We start from the raw sequence: 16,788 nt of genomic DNA, 5'->3' as shown, positions 1-16,788 counted from the left end.
GCTACGCGCCCCCTGACGGACCGTCCGGCCCCGGGCGCTGCCCGGCGGACGCGCCCCGGAACGCCGAAGGGCGGCCGGTCCGGTGCATCGCACCGGGCCGCCCGCCCTCCTGCCGAACCGAACGCTAACGGCGTGCGCCGCTCATCGCGCGCCCACCCGACTGGCCACACTGCGCCCCGCGGCGGCGGGACGACCGGCCGGACCGCGCGAACCCGCGGGCGCCGACCTGCCCTGCTGCTGCTGGGCGGGCAGACCGTTCTGCACGTCCATCACCGCGTGGGCCACCATCCCGCCCAGCGGGTCGTACCTGATCAGGTCCCGCAGCCGGGAGCGCGAGGACCGTCCCTCGTTGCCCGGGTACAGGTGCTTGCCCAGGCCGACCGCGTGCGCCAGCGCCGCCAGCGCCGCCGTCCGCGGGTCCGGCGGCACGCCGGTGCGGATCGCCGTGTCCAGCCGCTGCTTGATCGCCGCGTTGGTGCAGTCGTCCGACGCCTGGTAGCGCGTCGTCGGCAGCACCCCGCACACCTGGCCGGGTACCGCGGTCACCATGCCGCACCGCTCCAGGTGCGCCAGGTACGTCTGCCGCAGGCCGAGCCGCGGACCGCCGATCCAGTGCGCGGCGCGCACCGGGCTGCCGCGCCGGCGCAGTAGTTCCAGTGCGTGGTCAAGGGTCGGGTCACCGGTCGGCCGTGGTACCACCACGGCGATCCGGTCCCCGTCCGGGACTATCCTTCCGGCCAGGGACAGCTCGACGAGCTGCGCCCCGGCAAGTCCGAGGTCGAGGGTCTGCGGCTGCGCGGTGGTACCCGTGGCCGGGTCCAGCGCGAGCAACAAGAGCTCCTCAGGAATGGTTCGACGGCCTCTGCCCATCCAAGCCTCCCCGCGTGGATGAATGACAGGGTGACGCCTCTCACACAGGCTTGTCGAGTACGCCTCCGAATCGTGACCTTGCCCGGGCACGCTGGAACCGTTGTCCGACGGCTCCGCGTCCCAGCGGGAAAGAACGCGTGCCGTGCGCGAAAACCGCCGGTCGGGTGGGGTGCGACGGGCCTTCGCGGGCTCAGTGCCGGAGACTGTACAGGTGCCGGGCCGGGTCGAGAACCCACCCGAAAAAAACCAGCTTGTGTGATCGGACCGGCGGTGCCGGGCGGACGAGGAGGAGTGGGTTACGTGGGCGAGTCCCCGCAGAGCGAGCGGCGAGACGGCGAGACGCGGTCGGCCGAGACCGAGGAGACCCCGCGCGAACCCGGCGAGAGCGCCGCGGGCAGCGGCACCGTCCACCTGCGCGTCCGCGATGCGGACACCCGCACCACCGACCTCCGCCTCCCCGCCGACCTCCCCGAGTCCAGCGCCGCCCTCACCACCCCCCGTCCCACTCCGCGGGACGAGGACGCACCGGAATCCGAGACGCCCGCCGGGGAGCCGGACGAGGACGAGGACGAGGACGTGGACGCGGACGCGGACGCGGAGGCGGAGGCGGAGGACGCCGGGCCGGAGTCGGAACCGGAGCCGGCGGACGTTCCGGCGGGCCCGCAGGCGACGATGATGCTGCGGCTGCCCGTCCAGGCCGAGGATGCGGACGAGGACGAGGCGGACGAGGCCGAGGACGAGGCGGAGGAGAAGGCGGACACGTCGGCCGCCAAGCCCGAGCCGACCATGATGCTCCGGCTGACCGACCTGCCCCAGGCCGAGGCCGAGGCCGAGGCCGACGCTGACGAGGACGAGGACGCCGAGGAGTCGGAGCCGGCGGCCGCTCCGGCCGGTCCGCAGGCGACGATGATGCTGCGGCTGCCCGCCCGGACCGAGGACGCGGACGCGGACGAGACGGACGCCGATGCGGACGCGGAGAAGGCGGAGGAGAAGGCGGACGCGCCCGCCGCCAAGCCCGAGCCGACCATGACCCTGCGGGTCGACAAGGGCCGCCCCGAGCCGACCGTGATGCTGCGGCTGCCCAAGGAGGGTGCGCCCGCCGCCCCCGGGAGCGCCGCCGAGGCCGCGCCCAAGGGTGAGTTCGGGGCCGCGCCCGAGGCCAGGACCGAGCCCGTTCCGGCCCCGGCCAAGACCAAGCCGCTGTCGATCGCCCCGGCCGTGCCCGCCGCCCTCGCGGCCTCCGCGCCCCCGCCCGGGCCCCCGTCCGCGCCCGCGCCCGCCGCGCCGCCGCCCGGGCCGGAGAGCACCATCGAGGCGATGGAGGCGCTCAAGGCGCTGAGCGCCCGTCCGGTCTCGCCGCTGCGGCGGGCGTTGAAGCGGGTGACGATCTGGGGCGTCTTCGTGGCGTTCGTGCTGGGCGTGGTGGTGGCGGCGCAGTTGCTGCGCCCGCTGCCGACGCCGCAGGCGAAGCTCTCGCTGGCGGACTCGTTCACCTTCGCCGGGGAGCAGCCGAACATCCCGTGGCCGACCCGGGGGCAGGCCGCGGCCGAGGTGCTGGGCGTGGGCAGCCTGGGGGCGTCGGGGGAGGAGAAGCCGGTGCCGATCGCGTCCGTCACCAAGGTGATGAACGCGTACCTGATCCTGCAGGCGCACCCCCTGAAGAAGGGGGAGAGCGGCCCGACGCTCACGGTGGACAAGCAGGCCGCCCAGGAGTCCGGCAACGGCGACGAGTCGACGGTGACGCTGACCGAGGGCCAGCAGCTCACCGAGTACGAGGCGCTGGAGATGCTGATGCTGCCGTCGGCCAACAACGTGGCCCGGCTGCTGGCCCGTTGGGACGCGGGCAGCGAGGAGGAGTTCCTGAAGAAGATGAACTCCACCGCCGCGCAGCTCGGCATGACCAACACCACCTACGCGGACCCGGCCGGGTACAACAACGACACCAAGTCGACCGCGAAGGACCAGCTGAAGCTGGCCGAGAAGGTCATGCAGATCGAGATCTTCCGGCAGATCGTCGCCGAGCCGGACACCCGGTTCAACGGGCAGCGGGTCTACAACACCAACGCGCTGCTCGGCCGGAACGGCAACATCGGGGTGAAGACCGGCTCGTCCACGCCCGCGCAGTCCTGCCTGATGTGGGCGGCGGTCAAGGAGATCGGCGGCGTGCCGCGGATGGTCCTGGGCGTGACGCTGGGCCAGCCGCAGACCAAGGAGGAGATGAGCCTGGTGCGGGCCGCCCAGCCGCCGAGCGACCGGATCAACGTGGCCGCCCAGTCCGCGCTGGCCGGGCAGACCCTGGCCAAGCAGGGCGAGGTGGTCGGCTACGTGGACGACGGCGTGGGCGGCAAGGTGCCGGTGGTCGCGACCAAGGACCTGACCGTCGCGGGCTGGAACGGCGTCACCGCGCACGTCACCCTGACCCCGATCGGGAAGATCGCCCACACCCTGGCGGCCGGCACCCAGGTCGGCACGCTCTCGGCGGGCGAGGGCGAGGGCCGCGTCGAGGTCCCGGTGACCCTGCAGTCCGACCTGGCCCCGGCGTCCATCGGCGCCCGCCTGCTGCGCCTGGGCTGAGCCGCCCGGACCGGCAGAGGGCCCCGGCTCCCGCCGCTCGCACGAGCGGCGGGAGCCGGGGCCCTCCGGCTGCCGGGCCGGGCCTACCAGCGCCCGGGTTCGCCGCGGGTGCCCAGGTAGCGGGCCACGGCGGGCTCCTCGGAGACCACCCGTCCGAGGACCAGGGCCAGGGTGACGGCGGTGAACAGCACGATCAGCCAGGACAGCGCGGTGAACACCACCCCGTACGGGCCGAACTTGGTGACCGAGGCGCTCATCGCGTGCGGCAGGTAGACCTTCGAGGCGATGCCGAGGCCGACCTCGGCGACGCCGCACAGCAGGGCGCCGGGCAGCAGCGGGTACCAGCGGATCCGGCCGCCGAGCAGCAGGTGCTGGGTCCACCACCACACGCCGGTGGAGGCCAGGAAGAGCAGCGGGACGCCCAGCCACAGGCCGGCGCCGAAGCCCTTGCGCATCGGGACCTGGACGACCAGGAACACCAGCCAGCCCATCAGCCACACCACCCAGCGCCACAGGGCCACCCGGACGCTGTTCTTCGGCATCTCCCAGGCCCGCTCGCAGACCCGCTGGAGGGCCCGGCTGAGCGCGGTCGCGGACGCCAGGGTGACCAGCGCGCCGATCGCGCCGATGCTCTGGGTGGTGCCGTCGACCTGGGTGTTCATCAGCTGCTGGACCTGCTGCTGGGCGGGGCCCTGCAGGCCGAGCTGCTCGCGCAGCGAGCCGGTGACGCTGTGCTTGAGGGTCGCGGGGGCGAACACCGCCACCACGAACAGGGCCGGCAGCGCGGACAGGAACGCCTGCGCGGCCAGCCGGGTGGCGTTGTCGAGCAGGTTGACCCGGATCAGGTTGCTGACGGCCCGGCCGACCAGCGGGATCCGCTCGGGGGCGCCCTTGGCGGACTCGGTGAGCCGGGCCGCCCGCTGCTTCGCCGACCCCCACCGGCCGGGACCGGAGCCGGGGGCGGGATCCTGCTCCGCTCGTCGCAGTGACTCTGTCACGTCGGAACCTCCGCAAGCGCCGCCGGGCCGGGAAGCTCCATCGTCACCCGGCCCGCGGCGGCGGAGCCCGCCGCCTACTTCTTCCGGGTGAGCTTCGCGATCCGGTCGTTCACTCCCCAGGCGGTGACCCGCCACAGCGCCTCGACCACGATGTTGCGGCTCATCTTCGACGCGCCGTGCTCGCGCTCCACGAAGGTGATCGGCACCTCGGCGACCTTGAACCCGGCCTTCACCGCGCGCCAGGCCAGGTCGACCTGGAAGCAGTAGCCCTGCGAGGCGACCTGGTCCATGCCGAGGCCGAGCAGGGTCTCCTTGCGGAAGGCCCGGTAGCCGCCGGTGACATCCCGGATCGGCACGTCCAGCATCAGCCGGGAGTACGTGGAGCCGCCCTTGGACAGCAGCAGCCGGGACTTCGGCCAGTTCACCACCGCGCCGCCGGGCACCCAGCGCGAGCCCAGCACCAGGTCCGCGCTCCGCAGCGCGGTCAGCAGCCGGGGCAGCTCCTCCGGCTGGTGCGAGCCGTCCGCGTCCATCTCGACCAGCACGTCGTAGCCGGCGTCGATGCCCCAGTGGAACCCGGCCAGGTAGGCCGCGCCGAGCCCCTCCTTGCCCTTGCGGTGCAGCACCTTCACCTGGTCGTCCTCGGCGGCCAGCGCGTCGGCGAGCTTGCCGGTGCCGTCGGGGCTGTTGTCGTCCGCGACCAGGACGTGCGCCTCGGGGACGGCGGCGCGGACTCGGGACACGATCCGCTCGACGTTCTCGGCCTCGTTGTAGGTCGGGATGATCACCAGGATCTTGCCGAGACCGGCGAACGGGGTCTCCGGGGAGGAACTCACAGCTGGGTGCCTTTCGGGAGCGGCTGACCGGAGCGGCACGGAGGGTGCGCGCGATTTCCACGGTAGGCCACCGGGAGGGCTGCCCCGGGCCACCCGGCGGGGCCGGGGTCAGCGCCCGCAGCCCCGGCAGGGGCGCCGGGTGGCCCGGTGGTGGGCCAGCGCGGCCAGACCGAGGCCGAGGCCCCAGAGCCAGTAGGCGGGCATCGCCACCCAGAGGAAGGACAGCGGCAGCGCGCCGGGGTGCTCCACCGGGTGGACCGTCTCCCCGACCAACTGGCCGATGCCGACGCCGAAGTAGACCAGCAGCCCGACCGAGACCGCCGCCGCGGGCCCGAGCAGCAGCGGACGCGGCACCCGCCGGCCGCCGAGCAGCGGCAGCCGGCGGGGGAGGACCCGGCCCCAGCGGTGCACCAGGGCCAGCGGCAGGACGGTGCCGGCCAGCAGGAAACCGGCCTCGAACGCCGCCAGCGAGAGCGCCCCGGCGGCGCCCGCCCGGCCCGGCCCGCCGAAGCCCAGGCCGTACTGCGCCCCGATTCGCAGCCAGCAGGACGCCACCGCCCCGTACGCCGCCCAGCGGGCCCAGCGCGGCAACCGGGCCGACGGGTCGTGCACCAGCCGCTCCCCGGTGCGCCCGCAGCGCGGGCAGTCGCCCCGGTGGCGGCGGCGGTGGGCGACGGCGGCGGCCGCCAGCAGGACCGAGACGGCGCAGCAGCAGACCCGGCTGGCGGACCCGGCGGCCGAGAACGGGATGTGCAGGCCGGGCAGCAGCCGCCCCACCACGTCCAGCAGCAGGAACGGACAGCCCAGTAGCAGGGCCGCGCTCACCGCGGCGGCCCCGGCGAACAGCGGGGCGCGCGGCCCGGTGGCCCGGTGCAGCCCGAGGGCGAGGCCCGCGGCGGCGGCGCACAGGGCCACCGCCGCCCAGGACGGGAAGAGCAGCAGGTCGGTGCCGAACCGGCCGAAGGACGGGGCGTGGCCCAGCGCCCACCAGGTCTGCAGCAGGCCGTAGCCGAGGGCCGCGACGAGGGCGGCCGGCGCCGCCCGGCGGGCCCAGCCCGGGGCGCGTTCCGGGTGCGGCGCCGCCGTGCCGTCCGCGCCGCCCGTGCGGTCAGGGGCCTCCGTACCGGTCATGCCGTCCATGCTGGGGCGGGGTGCGGCCGGGAGGCATCGGCCACCGGGAGGAGCGGTCTCCACCGCAGGGAGGACGGCCTCCTCGTACCCCAGAGTTGACGCACCGTCAGGAGCCGTCCCGTCCGGCGGGCAGGCGGGCGGCGACCACCCGGGGCAGGAGCGCAGGCTCGCCGGGCCGCCCCGCCCGCGACGGGGGCCGGGGAAAGGGAGGAGCTCCCGGCGGAACCGATCCGCTAGGCTGTGGGGCGGTTGCGCCGCACTGCCCGCCTCAGTAGCTCAGGGGATAGAGCACGGCTCTCCTAAAGCCGGTGTCGCAGGTTCGATTCCTGTCTGGGGCACAGCGCGACCAACGGGGAAGGCCCCGGTCAGAGAGGTTCCATCCTCCGGCCGGGGCCTTCGTCGTCGGGGCGGTCAGTCGTCCTGTGCCACGCCCGTGCCAGATTCCTCCGGCGGGTCCTGCTTCTCCAGCTCCTTCCGGACCATCTCGCCCATCCGGTCGGCGATGGCCCGGTCGCGGTCGCTGGTCATGTGCTGGTAGATCAGCGCGGCCCGCGCGGTGCTGTGCCCCATCCGGGTCATGAGTTCCTTCGTGCTGGCACCGCTCTGCGAAGCGAGGGTGTTCCCGGTGTGGCGCAGGTCGTGAAAGTGCACGTCCGGCGAGACCTTGGCCTTCGCCTTCGCGGCGGTCCAGTCGTCCCGGAAGTTGCTCCGGCGCAGCCGGCCCCCGCGCGGCCCGATGAACAGGTGGCCGTTCGGCCCCCGGCCCGCGAAGTGCTCCAGGTGGTGCTGGAGGGCCTCCACGATCGAGGCCGGGAAGGCGACCGGGCGGAACCCGGCGCGGCTCTTGGGCGCCTTGTCGTAGAGCTTCCCGCTGTACAGCTCGGCCTGGTTCCGGCGGACCAGGAGGAGCCGGGCGTCCAGGTCCACGTCCCGCCGGCGGAGGGCGGCCAGCTCGCCGAACCGCAGCGTGGTGAAGGCGGTCACCAGGACCAGCGCGCGCCACCGGGGTGCGATGGCGTCGGCCACGGCGAACACCTCGGGGACGGACAGGACCGGACGCTCGGGCACGTCGTAGGTGTCGGCGCCCTTGATCCGGCACGGGTTGCGCTTGATCAGTTCGTCGTCCACGGCGGTGTTCATGATGGCCCGCAGCATCTGGTACGCCTTGACCACGCTCGGTTCGCCGACTCCCGACTCCAGGAGGCCGGTTCGCCAGGACCGCACCCGCGCCGGAGTGATCTGCACGAGGAACTTCGGCCCGAGGACGGGCACGATGTGCAGCCGGAACACCGTCTCGTACCGCTCCCGGGTGGTCTCCTCCAGCTTCCGTTCCTTGAGCCAGCGGGCCGCGTACTCGCCGAAGTTCACCTTCCCGGCGTCCGGGTCGGTCCAGCGGTCCTCCACGATGGCCGCTTCGAGCACGGACAGCGCGACCTCGGCGTCGGTCTTGGTGTCGTAGGTCTTCTCGCCGGGGCGGAGCTGGCCGGTGAGCGGGTCCGGGTAGCGGATCTGCCAGCGGCCGGAGGGCAGGCGGCGGACCGAGCCGAAGCGGCGCCGGTTGTTCTTGCTGTTGGCCATCAGGCGGCCCTCCGCTGGCCGGCGCGGCGGCCAGTGATCGGTTGGACGGTGCGGGCGGCGATGTAGGCGGCGACGGCGGACTCGGGAATCCGGACGTGACGACCGATCTTGACGAAGGCGATGCGGCGTTCGGCGATGAGGCGGCGGGGGAAGCGCTCGCCGCTGGTCTCCCAGGTCCCGAGCAGCCGGGCGACCTTCTCGACCGTGAGGAGCTGTTCAGCCACGGGTGGGTTCTCCTTCCGTTCCGGGGGCGGGGGTGAGCGCGTCGACGAGCCAGCGTTCGGTGGGGGCGAGACCGACGCCGGCGAAGGTCCAGGCGGCGAGGACGAGGGTGGTCGGTTCGTCGTCCGAAGCCGCGGTACCCGTGGGCGCGGGCAGTTCGGTGCCGAGGGCTTCGGCACGGCGCCAGGCGGCACGGGCGTCCCGGAGGGTGCCGAGGGTGGTGGAGTAGCGGCGGGTCTTGGTGGAGAAGTGGCCCCGGAAGCCGAGCATGTGCGCCCAGGCCCGGAGGCGGAGGTCCTCCAGCTCGGGGCGGGCGCCGAGCGTCCAGCAGGTGCGGATCAGGCGGCGGGCGTGCTCGGAGATGTCCAGGCCCGCGAGTTCGGCGAGGAGCTTCACCGGCCGGTCCAGGGTGCCGGTGGCACTCTCGGCGCCCTTGGTCGCGTACTTGGCGATGTAGGCGGCGACGGCCCGTTCGGTGAGCGCGGAGCCGCCCGCGAAGTCGTTGGTCCGGATGGTGCGGATGTCGAGCTGCTTGCCGAACGCGAAGGTGTGGGCCGTGCCGTCGAGGACGGGGCCGGGGATCTCGGCGGCAGCGGCGGCGGCCCGGATCGCGTCGGCCAGGAGTTCGGCGGTTGCCCAGGCCGGGGGCGGGGTGCTGCCGCCCTCGGGACCGTCCAGCCGGATCACGGCGTGGAAGTGGACGGCGCCGCGCTTCTGGTACTCGGCGACCTTGGCGAAGGAGACCCGGGCGTGCTCGCGGAACTCCCGCTGCGACAGGCCGGCGCGCTTGGCGACTTCGCGACGCAGGTAGATCGAGAAGCGGGCCCAGATCTTCCCCGCGTGCGCGTTCCAGAGCACGGCCGACCGGTAGTCGTAGGTGTCCGGGTTGATCGGCGTACCCAACTCGGCCGCGCCGTCCGGGTGCTGAGTGCCGCAGCGGCACCGGCCGGCGGAAGGCCGGTTGTGGACGGCGCCGAAGCCGGGGGCGGTGAAGGTGGCGAAGACGCGGGGGTGCGCGGTGACCGTGGCGGGAGTGCCCTTGCCGCCCGTGAGCCCGGCGGTGATCAGGTGGTAGGTGTCGCGCCGGTAGGTCTCCGCGCAGGCCGGGCAGCGGGTGGTGCGGCGGTTGTTGCAGCGCACGAGCAGGTGGCCGGCGGCGAGAGCGGTCGAGTCGAGGTGGTGCAGGATCTCGCCGGTGCCGGTGTGGACCTCGGTGCGGTGGCCTTCGAGGCGGATGGGCCGCCCGCAGCCACCGAGCCCGGCGAGCTGCCGTATGAGGGCGGGCATGGTGCCGAGGGAGGCTAAGGCGGTCAGGTCGGCGATCGGCGGCGGGGCAGTGGCGGCGATGGGGAACACCTCCGGTGCAGCGGGGCCCGGAGCCGGGAGAGTTGGCTCCGGGCCGTGCGATCAGGACTTGTCGGTGGGCTTCGCGTGCTGGTCGGTCCAGGTCTCCGCGCAGACCTTGTGAGCGGGCTTGCCACGGTCGGAGCGGAGGTTGGTCGGCTTGGCGCAGACGCCGCAGGGCTCGGCGCGCGGGGACCAGTGCCGTTTGTCGGACCAGTCGAATTGGGCGCTCACGGCGGTCAGCGCCGGGCGGTGGTGAGGGCGCGTCGGGCGGGGGCCGTGGTGGTGCCGGTGCCGTGGCAGGCCGGGCAGTTCACCGGGACGGTGGCGCGGGAGCCGTCGGTCAGACGCAGGCCGGTGGCGATGGCGGCACTGGCGAAGCCGTCGCAGTTCAGGCAGATCAGGCGTGCCGGACGGGTGTGCTGGGGCATGATGGTGCTCTCCTTCGCGGACTTCGGTTCGGGGAGGGTTGAGGTGCCCGGCGCGGCGGGATGCTTGGAGGCTTGCTGCCGTGCCGGGCACCGGTTCGTTTTCAGCGGCGGCGCGCGGTGCGGGCGCCGGGCTTGGCGGCGTACATCTGGCGGTCGGCCGCCGACAGCGCTTCGGTGAGCAGCAGGGTGGCCGGGTGCGAGGTGCCGACGGAGGCGCTCACGCTCAGCAGCTCGGTGCCGAACGGGACCGGGTGGTGGAGCTGGTCGTTCAGGTCGGGGACGCGGTGTTCGGCGTCCAGGACGACGGCGGCGAACTCGTCTCCGCCGAGGCGGGCGGCGATGCCGTCCGTGCCGCACCAGGTGGCCAGGCGGCGGGCGGTCGCGGTGAGCACGGCGTCTCCGGCGGCGTGGCCGTGGGTGTCGTTGACGGCCTTGAAGTCGTCCAGGTCGATCAGCAGGACGGTGGTGCGCTCGGGGTGGCGGCGGATGATCCGCTCGGCGCGGGTGGTGAAGCCGTCGCGGGTCAGGAGCCCGGTGAGCGGGTCACGGCGGGCAGTGGCCAGGCGGCGGGCCAGGACGGTGCTGTGGGTGGTCCAGCCGACCAACGGGACGCCGGCGGCGAGGAGCGGGGCGAGTTCCATGGCGGTCCTTCCGGAGCGGGTCGAGGTCTCCGGGGCGGTGGGATGGCTTGGAGGCTTGCAACCACCCCGGAGACCGGTCAGATGCCGAGGGAGAGCGCGCGGGCGGAGGCCCGGTCGAGCAGGTGGTGCACGTCGGCCTGCCGGGTGCCGGGGGCGTCGTTGAATGCGTCCGGGGAGGCGACGGGCCGTCCGGTGGCGTGCAGGACCTCCATCACCTGGTTGCGGGCCCGGCGGACGGTCTCCGGGGTGCCGTAACCGTGAGCGAGGACGGCGGCCTGAGCGCCGAGGAGGCAGACGCGGCCGGCGGAGTCCCACAGGGCGCCCTGCACCCAGCCGTAGGCGTTGAGGTAGCGGGAGGTGAGCCGCAGGTGGTTCGCGACGGTCACCGGGGTCGGCCGGGCCGGGCGGTGGGCGATTCGGTCGAGGAGCGTCGGACGGAGCAGCGGGAAGCCGAAGTTCCAGGGCTGCACGGTGCTGCCGAGCGGGCAGACGTACGGGGCGAGCACCCGGGCCGGGGCGGGGAAGGTGGCGAGGTACGCCTCGATCTCGGCGATCAGCCCGGAGGCGTCCGGGGTGAGGACCAGCGGGCCGGGCGTGAAGACGGCGGTGGGCACGGCGGACCGTCCCTTCACTTCTGGGTGACGGCGTTGACGCCGGACCGGGTGGTCTGGTCGATCACCGGGGCGAGGAAGGTCCCGGAGAGGTAGAAGCCGAAGAGGGCGATCAGGGCGGCGACCCACAGGCGGATGCCGAGGAACTTGACGGCGGTCCACACGCCGGCGCCGAGGACGACGACCAGAGGCAGGGTGACGTTCATGACGGATCTCCTGTCAGCGGATGGTGCAGCGGTGGGTACGGGCGGCGATCTCGGCGGCGGCGCGACTGTCGTAGTCGGCGGAGAAGCCGCAGCGCGGGGCGGTGCAGGCGGCGGTGTGCTTCTCGCGGCCACGGCCGTCGAAGTACGTGCCGACCTGGACGGGGCCGATGCGCATCACGTTGCGCAGGCGGATCGGACGAGGCATGGCTGATCTCCTTTCTCTCTCAGGCGAGTTGGGCGGTGATGGCATCGGCGAAGTGCGGCGGGACGCCCAGGCGGACGCGGAGGGTGTCCGGGTCGATCGGCGTACCGGTGCGGGCGTGGTGGTCGTCGGCGATCTTGCGGGCGTGCTCGACCAAGGCGGCCGGAACGGGCACGACTTGGGGCGGCGAGGGTGGTGCAGAGGGGAGTGCGGGCACTGCTTCCGGCGCTTCGACCGGCTCCGGCTCCGAGTCGGTCACCGTGGCCGGCGGAGGCGCGATCTCGGTTTCGTAGAGCGGGAGTTCGTCCTCCAGCACGGGTTCGGCCGGCCGCGTGGTGCCGGTGGTGCCGTGAGCGAGGAGGGTGCCGCCGAAGAACGCGAGCGCGGGCCAACCGGCGACGAGGATCCGGAGCCAGGCCGGGACGTGGCCGAGGTCGAGGAGCCCGGCGGTGGCGACGTTGGCGCCGAGCGAGGCGGCCAGGGCGATGGCGAACCACGTCCAGGCGGCCGAGGCCGGGGAGTTGGCGGACCGCAGGACGCGCATGCGGTGCCAGGCGGCGACCAGGAGCAGGTCCACCGAGACGGGGTAGGCCCACGCCTTCCAGCCGTGCTGTCCGGCGGCCTGGGCGAGGTCGTGGAGGTGAGCGAAGGACAGGGCGCCGGCGATGACGGCCTGAACGAGCACGGGGTCCGTGCGGGGGAGTCGCATCGGTCGGTCCTCCTTCCGGGAGTCGGGCCGGTGCCGGGCGGACGAGGGAGCAATTGGCCGCCCGGCGCGGCGGTCTAGTAGCGGTCCGGGGTGGGGTCGACCCCGGTGAACAGGCAGCGGGAGCAGATCGCGTCCGTCTCGCCGACCTCGCGGCGCTTGCGCCCGGCGTAGACCGATTCGGTGACCCAGCCAGTGCCCTGGCAGCGCGGACAGGGCGGCAGGTCGTTGGCCTCGGCGGCCTTCGTGGGGCTGGTCTTCCTGGGAGCCATGGGGACGGTCCTTCCGGATTCGGGCATGGCGGGGTAGGGACGTGGCGCGGATGCGGTCGCGCCGCCGGTGGCGTGAAGATCAGCCGGTGACGGGGCGGGGCTTGACCAGCGACGGGCCGCCTGCCGGGGTGTTCACCGGCGGGACGTAGGGACGGAACGCGTCCAGGGCGGGCAGGTCGGGCGTGAGGTAGGCGGTCTCCCGGCAGACCCGGGCAGCGTCCCCGAGGGACAGGTACGGGGCGCGGATCCGGGACCAGCCGCCGGAGGAGTCACCGGCCACCGCGACACCGGGCATCTCCGGAGCGATCTGCGTGGCGGCGAGCGCAGCCTCGGGCGAGACGTCGCCCAGGCCCATGTCAGCCGTGGCCTTGTCGTTGACCCGGTGCACCACCCGGCCGGTGAGCTGAGCGCGGAGCATGGTGGCGCCCTTGCCCAGCTCGGACCCGAAGCGCTGGCCGCAGGCTTCCACGAACATCCCGGCGGCACGGCCGAGTTGGGCGAGCCGGATCAACTGGGTGACCAGGTGGTCGCGCCGTTCCTCGTCCTTGCGGGTGGCGACGAGGAACAGTTCGGCGATCTCGTCCACGACGAGCACCAGCGGGACGGGCCGGAGCTGCGCGGGCAGGCCCCAGATGTCCGACGTGATCTCGTCGTCCGCCACCCACCCGGGGATCCCCTGGTGGCTGCGGATCAGGTCGTAGCGCGCTTCCATCTCTTCAACGAGCTTGTCCAGCAGGGCGCTAGCCTGCCCGGGGTCCGTGGCCAGAGCCGACAAGCGGGGCGCGAACGGAGCCAATTCGACACCGAACTTGCAGTCGATCCCGACGAGCGCCACGTTCAGCCGGGCGAGTTCGGTGATCAGGTTGCGCTGGTACACCGACTTGCCGGTCAGCGTCGCACCCAGGGTCAGGCAGTGCGGCACGGCCCGGTAGTCCCGGACGAAGGCCGTCCCGTCCTCCCGCAGGGCCACCGGGACCACCAGCTCACCGGCCGGCAGTCGACGCGGCATCCGTACCTTGCGGAGCACGTCGAAGCCGGTCATCCGCAGCTCGATCACGCCGGGCTTCACCACCGAGACGTGCACGGCGTGAACGCCCCAGGCGTGCCGCAGCCGCTCCGCTGAGGCCACCACGTCCGCCGGTTCCTGTCCGGGGGCCAACCGCAGACGGACCCGCAGGCCCGTCGATGTCGGCCGGACCCGCCGGATCTTCGGCGGAACGGGGCGGATCTCCCGCCGGGTGGTCGCCCGGGTGATCAGCACCCGCAGCCGGGACGGTTCGACGGTCAGACCGCATGCGTCCATGGTGCTGCCGTAGGTGGCGGAGAACCGGACCGCCGTGACCGGAAGACCGATCGCCGACCAGTAGAGGGCCGGAGCCTTGGCCCGCGCGTACGCCGCACCGCCGGCGACAGCGGCCAGCGGGCCACCCACCTCGGCCAGCGTCAGCAGCTCGGACACGGCGCTCAGACCTTCGCGGGAGCCGGGACGAGGGACGTGATCGCCATCGCGCGGAACGAGATCCCGTGTCGCTTCTGGCCGTTGAACTCGTTCTCCCAGTCGCGCGCCTTGAGCCCGGTCACCGCGACCGGCATGCCGACCGCCAGCCCCTCGGAGATGCCGGTCTCCGGCACGGTCACGTTGTAGAGGTTCGCCTCGCCGTCGTCGGCGATCGTCAGCCCCACCGTCAGGAGCTTCGCACCGGTCTCCCGGTCGATCGCCACCTCACCGGTCTGCTTGCTCACCAGCTTCAGCGCCGGGGGGATGACCACGAACACGAAGGCGGTCGAGAGGTCGATCTTGAAAGTGGCCATGGGCCTACTCCTTGAGTCAGCTCCGGCGCCCGTGCGCCGAGTAGCAGCTTCTCTATGAAGGTAGGCGCAGTTTTTCTGCGAGTCAAGAAGTTCTGCGAGTAGCTGTGAAGCGGAACTTCTGCGAGCCTGGTTGCGCGCGCAAGTGCGCGCGCACTCAAGACTTGAAGGAGGGAACATGACCAGCGGTTTCGGTCTGGTGGTCCGCTTCGAGCTGCGTGACGATGCGGCTGCTGCGGCCTTTGACTACCTGGTCGAGCAGACGCTCGCCGGCATCAAGGCTCTGGAGCCAGGGACGCTCGCCTACGTCGTCCACGCGGTACCGGATGAACCGAACGTCCGGGTGTTCTACGAGCTGTACGCGGACCGGGACGCCTTCGACCAGCACGAGCAGCAGCCCCACACCAAGCACTTCCTCGCCCAGCGCGAGCAGTACCTGTCCGGCGTAGACGTGACGTTCCTGTCCGCCACGGCAGGGAAGGGGCCGGTGGCGGCATGACGCCCGAGGAGCGACGCGCCTTCGGGGTGCGGGTGGCCGAGCTGCGCGAGGCACGCGGGCTGACGCAGAAGCAGCTCGCTGCCGAGATCGGCAGGACGGCGAGTTGGCTCTCGCAGGTCGAGCGCGGCATCCAGCCGGTGAACCGGCTCGATGTGCTCCGCATGCTCGCTGACGGCCTGGGCGTGTCGCTCCAAGTCCTTCGTCCGGATGCGCCAGCACCCGTCGCTGCTATGGCTGTGCCGACCACGGAAGAGCCGAACGACCTCGACCAGGCCCGCCTCCTGATCTCGGGTCATCCGGTGCCCGAGGTGCTGCTGGTGGCGGACCCCACCGAGGCCCCGGTTACCGTGGCAGAGCTGCAAGCTGCGGTTGACCGAGTGTGGGAACTGACCCACGGCAACCAGTTCGCCGAACTGAGCAAGGCCCTCGGTTCGTTGCTGCCGAGGATCGAGCGCGCCGCCCGGACGGCACCCGCTGACCAACGCCCCCAGATGTGGGAGCAGCTCAGCCGGACCTATCAGGCATTGTCGGCGGCCTTCGTGCGGCAGGACGAGGGAGACGCCGCCTGGATCGCTGCGGACCGTTCGATTCGTGCGGCCGAAGAGTCCGGCCGACCCTTGGAGGTGTTCGCCGGTGTCTTCCGGCTCGCGCAAGCGTTCGTGCGGCTGAAGCACTACGACCAGGCGGACCACTCGGCCACGACCGCCCTCCACGCGTTGGAGCAGCATCTCAGGGAGGGCGACCCGTCCCTCGAGGCTCTGTCGGTCACGGGCTCACTGCACTTGGTGCTGGCGCTGTCCAACGCGCGCTCCGGTGACCGCCCAAGGGCCCGCCAAGAACTCGACCGTGCCAGGAAGATCGCCCGCAGGTTGGGCGAGGACCGCAACGACTTCAACTTGGAGTTCGGGCCCACCAACGTCGAGATCCAAACAGTCTCGATCGCCGTTGACCTCGGCGACGCGGGCGAAGCCCTCGATGTCGGCACGCGGATCGACGCCTCGGGGCTCTCGGCCGAGCGGCAGGCACGGCTCCTTCTCGACCTCGGCCGGGCCTACACGCAGCGCCGGCAACTCGGTGAAGCCCTGGGCGCCTTGCTCCGGGCGGAGGAGCTGTCACCGGACCTGATCCACACCCACGTCACGGCACGGGCCACGATTCGTGAACTGCTGATGGTCGCAGGCCGGTCGGCGACGCCGGAACTTCGCGATCTCGCGGAACGAGCTGACGCCCGGGTGTGAGTGAGTAAAAACCTTCTCTACGGGTTCAAGGCGGCTCGCTACCGCTCGCCGCGCGCGCCCCGGCTCACCGCCGGGCCGACGCTCCTGTCTCCGCCCCGCTCCGGCCCGGCTCCCGCCGGGCGCGCGGCTGCAGCGAGTCCGCGGTGAAGCCCTTGGGGCTCTGCCCCAAACCCCGGCCCTCCTCGGAGGGGGAAGCCGCCGGGATCGAAGGTGCACCTTCGTCGTGGTGAACGGTGTGGGGCGCGGGACGGCCCCCTCCTCGACCGGACACCCAAGGGCGTACCCGGAACCTCCAGGGGCCGCCAAGGCCAAGCGCAAGCGTCACGGACGTGAGCCTTGGCGGCCCCTGGAGAACCCGGGTGCGGCGAAGCTGCCCGATCGAGGAGGGGACCACCCCGCTCAGGCAGAGGCGTGCTGGCTGCGCGAGTTGCGGAAGTCGGTAGAGGGGCGCTGGCCCCGGGAGATAGCTTGCCCGCATGACGACGAACAGCGCAGCGCCTGGTTGCCCTGACTGCGAGCAGCCGATGACGTGTACGGCGATGGTGCTGTCGAAGCGCGAGGAAGACGGCAAGCGCGTCTGTAGAGCAGTTTGGCAGTGTGGCGACCGGCACCTGTGGTGG

At 72.9% G+C, this 16,788-nt stretch carries 20 protein-coding genes and 1 tRNA gene; 4 read left to right on the top strand and 17 right to left on the bottom strand.

Going from position 1 to position 16,788, the window contains the following annotated elements:
* Window positions 1-141: 141 nt before the first annotated feature.
* Window positions 142-870, bottom strand: coding sequence for a GOLPH3/VPS74 family protein (locus ABD345_RS19885; RefSeq protein WP_285736124.1), 729 nt, complete (start codon window positions 868-870; stop codon window positions 142-144).
* Between the two features lie 300 nt (window positions 871-1,170).
* Here ABD345_RS19885 and ABD345_RS19880 point away from each other — a divergent pair, with 300 nt between their 5' ends.
* Window positions 1,171-3,444, top strand: coding sequence for a serine hydrolase (locus ABD345_RS19880; RefSeq protein ID WP_344553690.1), 2,274 nt, complete (start codon window positions 1,171-1,173; stop codon window positions 3,442-3,444).
* Between the two features lie 83 nt (window positions 3,445-3,527).
* Here ABD345_RS19880 and ABD345_RS19875 read toward each other — a convergent pair whose 3' ends face one another.
* The 3 genes from ABD345_RS19875 to ABD345_RS19865 all read right to left on the bottom strand — a co-directional run bounded on the left by ABD345_RS19875 (window position 3,528) and on the right by ABD345_RS19865 (window position 6,409).
* Window positions 3,528-4,442: a YhjD/YihY/BrkB family envelope integrity protein gene (locus ABD345_RS19875; RefSeq protein WP_344553689.1), complete on the bottom strand. Its 915-nt coding sequence runs from the start codon at window positions 4,440-4,442 to the stop codon at window positions 3,528-3,530.
* A 74-nt stretch (window positions 4,443-4,516) separates the two neighbouring features.
* A complete protein-coding gene (locus tag ABD345_RS19870; RefSeq protein ID WP_344553688.1) occupies window positions 4,517-5,278 on the bottom strand; it encodes a polyprenol monophosphomannose synthase in 762 nt (253 codons plus the stop codon).
* A 108-nt stretch (window positions 5,279-5,386) separates the two neighbouring features.
* The gene (locus ABD345_RS19865; protein WP_344553687.1) at window positions 5,387-6,409 is read right to left on the bottom strand and encodes a hypothetical protein; all 1,023 of its coding nucleotides are present in this window, start codon (window positions 6,407-6,409) and stop codon (window positions 5,387-5,389) included.
* A 265-nt stretch (window positions 6,410-6,674) separates the two neighbouring features.
* On the opposite strand from ABD345_RS19865, the gene ABD345_RS19860 reads away from it, so the two are divergent.
* A tRNA-Arg gene (locus tag ABD345_RS19860) sits at window positions 6,675-6,747 on the top strand.
* A 73-nt stretch (window positions 6,748-6,820) separates the two neighbouring features.
* On the opposite strand, the gene ABD345_RS19855 is transcribed toward ABD345_RS19860, so the two are convergent.
* From ABD345_RS19855 to ABD345_RS19795, 13 genes are all read right to left on the bottom strand, one after another.
* Window positions 6,821-7,987, bottom strand: a complete 1,167-nt coding sequence (locus ABD345_RS19855) for a tyrosine-type recombinase/integrase (protein ID WP_344553686.1) — start codon at window positions 7,985-7,987, stop codon at window positions 6,821-6,823.
* Window positions 7,987-8,211, bottom strand: a complete 225-nt coding sequence (locus ABD345_RS19850) for an excisionase family DNA-binding protein (protein WP_344553685.1) — start codon at window positions 8,209-8,211, stop codon at window positions 7,987-7,989. Before ABD345_RS19850 ends, ABD345_RS19855 begins: the two co-directional genes overlap by 1 nt.
* Window positions 8,204-9,496, bottom strand: a complete 1,293-nt coding sequence (locus ABD345_RS19845; protein ID WP_344553684.1) for a replication initiator — start codon at window positions 9,494-9,496, stop codon at window positions 8,204-8,206. Before ABD345_RS19845 ends, ABD345_RS19850 begins: the two co-directional genes overlap by 8 nt.
* 120 nt (window positions 9,497-9,616) lie before the next feature.
* Window positions 9,617-9,787, bottom strand: a complete 171-nt coding sequence (locus ABD345_RS19840) for a hypothetical protein (protein WP_344553683.1) — start codon at window positions 9,785-9,787, stop codon at window positions 9,617-9,619.
* Between the two features lie 5 nt (window positions 9,788-9,792).
* Entirely contained in the window at window positions 9,793-9,984 is a 192-nt protein-coding gene (locus tag ABD345_RS19835; RefSeq protein WP_344553682.1) for a hypothetical protein, read from the bottom strand.
* 101 nt (window positions 9,985-10,085) lie between these two features.
* The gene (locus tag ABD345_RS19830) at window positions 10,086-10,625 is read right to left on the bottom strand and encodes a GGDEF domain-containing protein (RefSeq protein ID WP_344553681.1); all 540 of its coding nucleotides are present in this window, start codon (window positions 10,623-10,625) and stop codon (window positions 10,086-10,088) included.
* Window positions 10,626-10,702: 77 nt separating this feature from the next.
* Window positions 10,703-11,239: a DUF6197 family protein gene (locus ABD345_RS19825; RefSeq protein WP_344553680.1), complete on the bottom strand. Its 537-nt coding sequence runs from the start codon at window positions 11,237-11,239 to the stop codon at window positions 10,703-10,705.
* Between the two features lie 14 nt (window positions 11,240-11,253).
* Window positions 11,254-11,442: a hypothetical protein gene (locus ABD345_RS19820; RefSeq protein WP_344553679.1), complete on the bottom strand. Its 189-nt coding sequence runs from the start codon at window positions 11,440-11,442 to the stop codon at window positions 11,254-11,256.
* 13 nt (window positions 11,443-11,455) lie between these two features.
* Window positions 11,456-11,647 carry a mobile element transfer protein gene (locus tag ABD345_RS19815; RefSeq protein ID WP_344553678.1) on the bottom strand — a complete coding sequence of 64 codons (192 nt, stop codon included), beginning with the start codon at window positions 11,645-11,647 and terminating at the stop codon, window positions 11,456-11,458.
* Between the two features lie 19 nt (window positions 11,648-11,666).
* Window positions 11,667-12,353, bottom strand: coding sequence for a DUF2637 domain-containing protein (locus ABD345_RS19810; RefSeq protein WP_344553677.1), 687 nt, complete (start codon window positions 12,351-12,353; stop codon window positions 11,667-11,669).
* 74 nt (window positions 12,354-12,427) lie between these two features.
* Window positions 12,428-12,622 (bottom strand): hypothetical protein, encoded by a 195-nt coding sequence (locus ABD345_RS19805; RefSeq protein WP_344553676.1) that lies wholly within the window; start codon window positions 12,620-12,622, stop codon window positions 12,428-12,430.
* A gap of 79 nt (window positions 12,623-12,701) precedes the next feature.
* Window positions 12,702-14,081 carry an FtsK/SpoIIIE domain-containing protein gene (locus ABD345_RS19800; RefSeq protein WP_344553675.1) on the bottom strand — a complete coding sequence of 460 codons (1,380 nt, stop codon included), beginning with the start codon at window positions 14,079-14,081 and terminating at the stop codon, window positions 12,702-12,704.
* A gap of 5 nt (window positions 14,082-14,086) precedes the next feature.
* Entirely contained in the window at window positions 14,087-14,434 is a 348-nt protein-coding gene (locus ABD345_RS19795) for an SCO3933 family regulatory protein (RefSeq protein WP_344553674.1), read from the bottom strand.
* A 175-nt stretch (window positions 14,435-14,609) separates the two neighbouring features.
* On the opposite strand from ABD345_RS19795, the gene ABD345_RS19790 reads away from it, so the two are divergent.
* Together ABD345_RS19790 and ABD345_RS19785 are read left to right on the top strand one after the other, a co-directional pair.
* On the top strand, window positions 14,610-14,930 hold the full coding sequence (locus tag ABD345_RS19790) for a putative quinol monooxygenase (protein ID WP_344553673.1): 321 nt from the start codon (window positions 14,610-14,612) through the stop codon (window positions 14,928-14,930).
* Window positions 14,927-16,168, top strand: coding sequence for a helix-turn-helix domain-containing protein (locus tag ABD345_RS19785; RefSeq protein ID WP_344553672.1), 1,242 nt, complete (start codon window positions 14,927-14,929; stop codon window positions 16,166-16,168). Before ABD345_RS19790 ends, ABD345_RS19785 begins: the two co-directional genes overlap by 4 nt.
* Window positions 16,169-16,788 lie beyond the last annotated feature (620 nt).

This window comes from Kitasatospora saccharophila, from assembly GCF_039529925.1.
In the GTDB taxonomy this organism is placed as follows: domain Bacteria; phylum Actinomycetota; class Actinomycetes; order Streptomycetales; family Streptomycetaceae; genus Kitasatospora; species Kitasatospora saccharophila.
The sequence above is the reverse complement of the archived record's forward strand: the minus strand, read 5'-3'. Positions and strand labels throughout refer to the sequence as shown.

Bases quoted from the DNA above. Each gene is read 5' to 3' on its own strand.
- ABD345_RS19820 (WP_344553679.1), bottom strand. From the start codon at position 11,442: ATGAACGTCACCCTGCCTCTGGTCGTCGTCCTCGGCGCCGGCGTGTGG.
- ABD345_RS19845 (WP_344553684.1), bottom strand. From the start codon at position 9,496: ATGCCCGCCCTCATACGGCAGCTCGCCGGGCTCGGTGGCTGCGGGCGG.
- ABD345_RS19810 (WP_344553677.1), bottom strand. From the start codon at position 12,353: ATGCGACTCCCCCGCACGGACCCCGTGCTCGTTCAGGCCGTCATCGCC.
- ABD345_RS19805 (WP_344553676.1), bottom strand. From the start codon at position 12,622: ATGGCTCCCAGGAAGACCAGCCCCACGAAGGCCGCCGAGGCCAACGAC.
- ABD345_RS19830 (WP_344553681.1), bottom strand. From the start codon at position 10,625: ATGGAACTCGCCCCGCTCCTCGCCGCCGGCGTCCCGTTGGTCGGCTGG.
- ABD345_RS19835 (WP_344553682.1), bottom strand. From the start codon at position 9,984: ATGCCCCAGCACACCCGTCCGGCACGCCTGATCTGCCTGAACTGCGAC.
- ABD345_RS19885 (WP_285736124.1), bottom strand. From the start codon at position 870: ATGGGCAGAGGCCGTCGAACCATTCCTGAGGAGCTCTTGTTGCTCGCG.
- ABD345_RS19855 (WP_344553686.1), bottom strand. From the start codon at position 7,987: ATGGCCAACAGCAAGAACAACCGGCGCCGCTTCGGCTCGGTCCGCCGC.
- ABD345_RS19815 (WP_344553678.1), bottom strand. From the start codon at position 11,647: ATGCCTCGTCCGATCCGCCTGCGCAACGTGATGCGCATCGGCCCCGTC.
- ABD345_RS19795 (WP_344553674.1), bottom strand. From the start codon at position 14,434: ATGGCCACTTTCAAGATCGACCTCTCGACCGCCTTCGTGTTCGTGGTC.
- ABD345_RS19790 (WP_344553673.1), top strand. From the start codon at position 14,610: ATGACCAGCGGTTTCGGTCTGGTGGTCCGCTTCGAGCTGCGTGACGAT.
- ABD345_RS19865 (WP_344553687.1), bottom strand. From the start codon at position 6,409: ATGACCGGTACGGAGGCCCCTGACCGCACGGGCGGCGCGGACGGCACG.
- ABD345_RS19785 (WP_344553672.1), top strand. From the start codon at position 14,927: ATGACGCCCGAGGAGCGACGCGCCTTCGGGGTGCGGGTGGCCGAGCTG.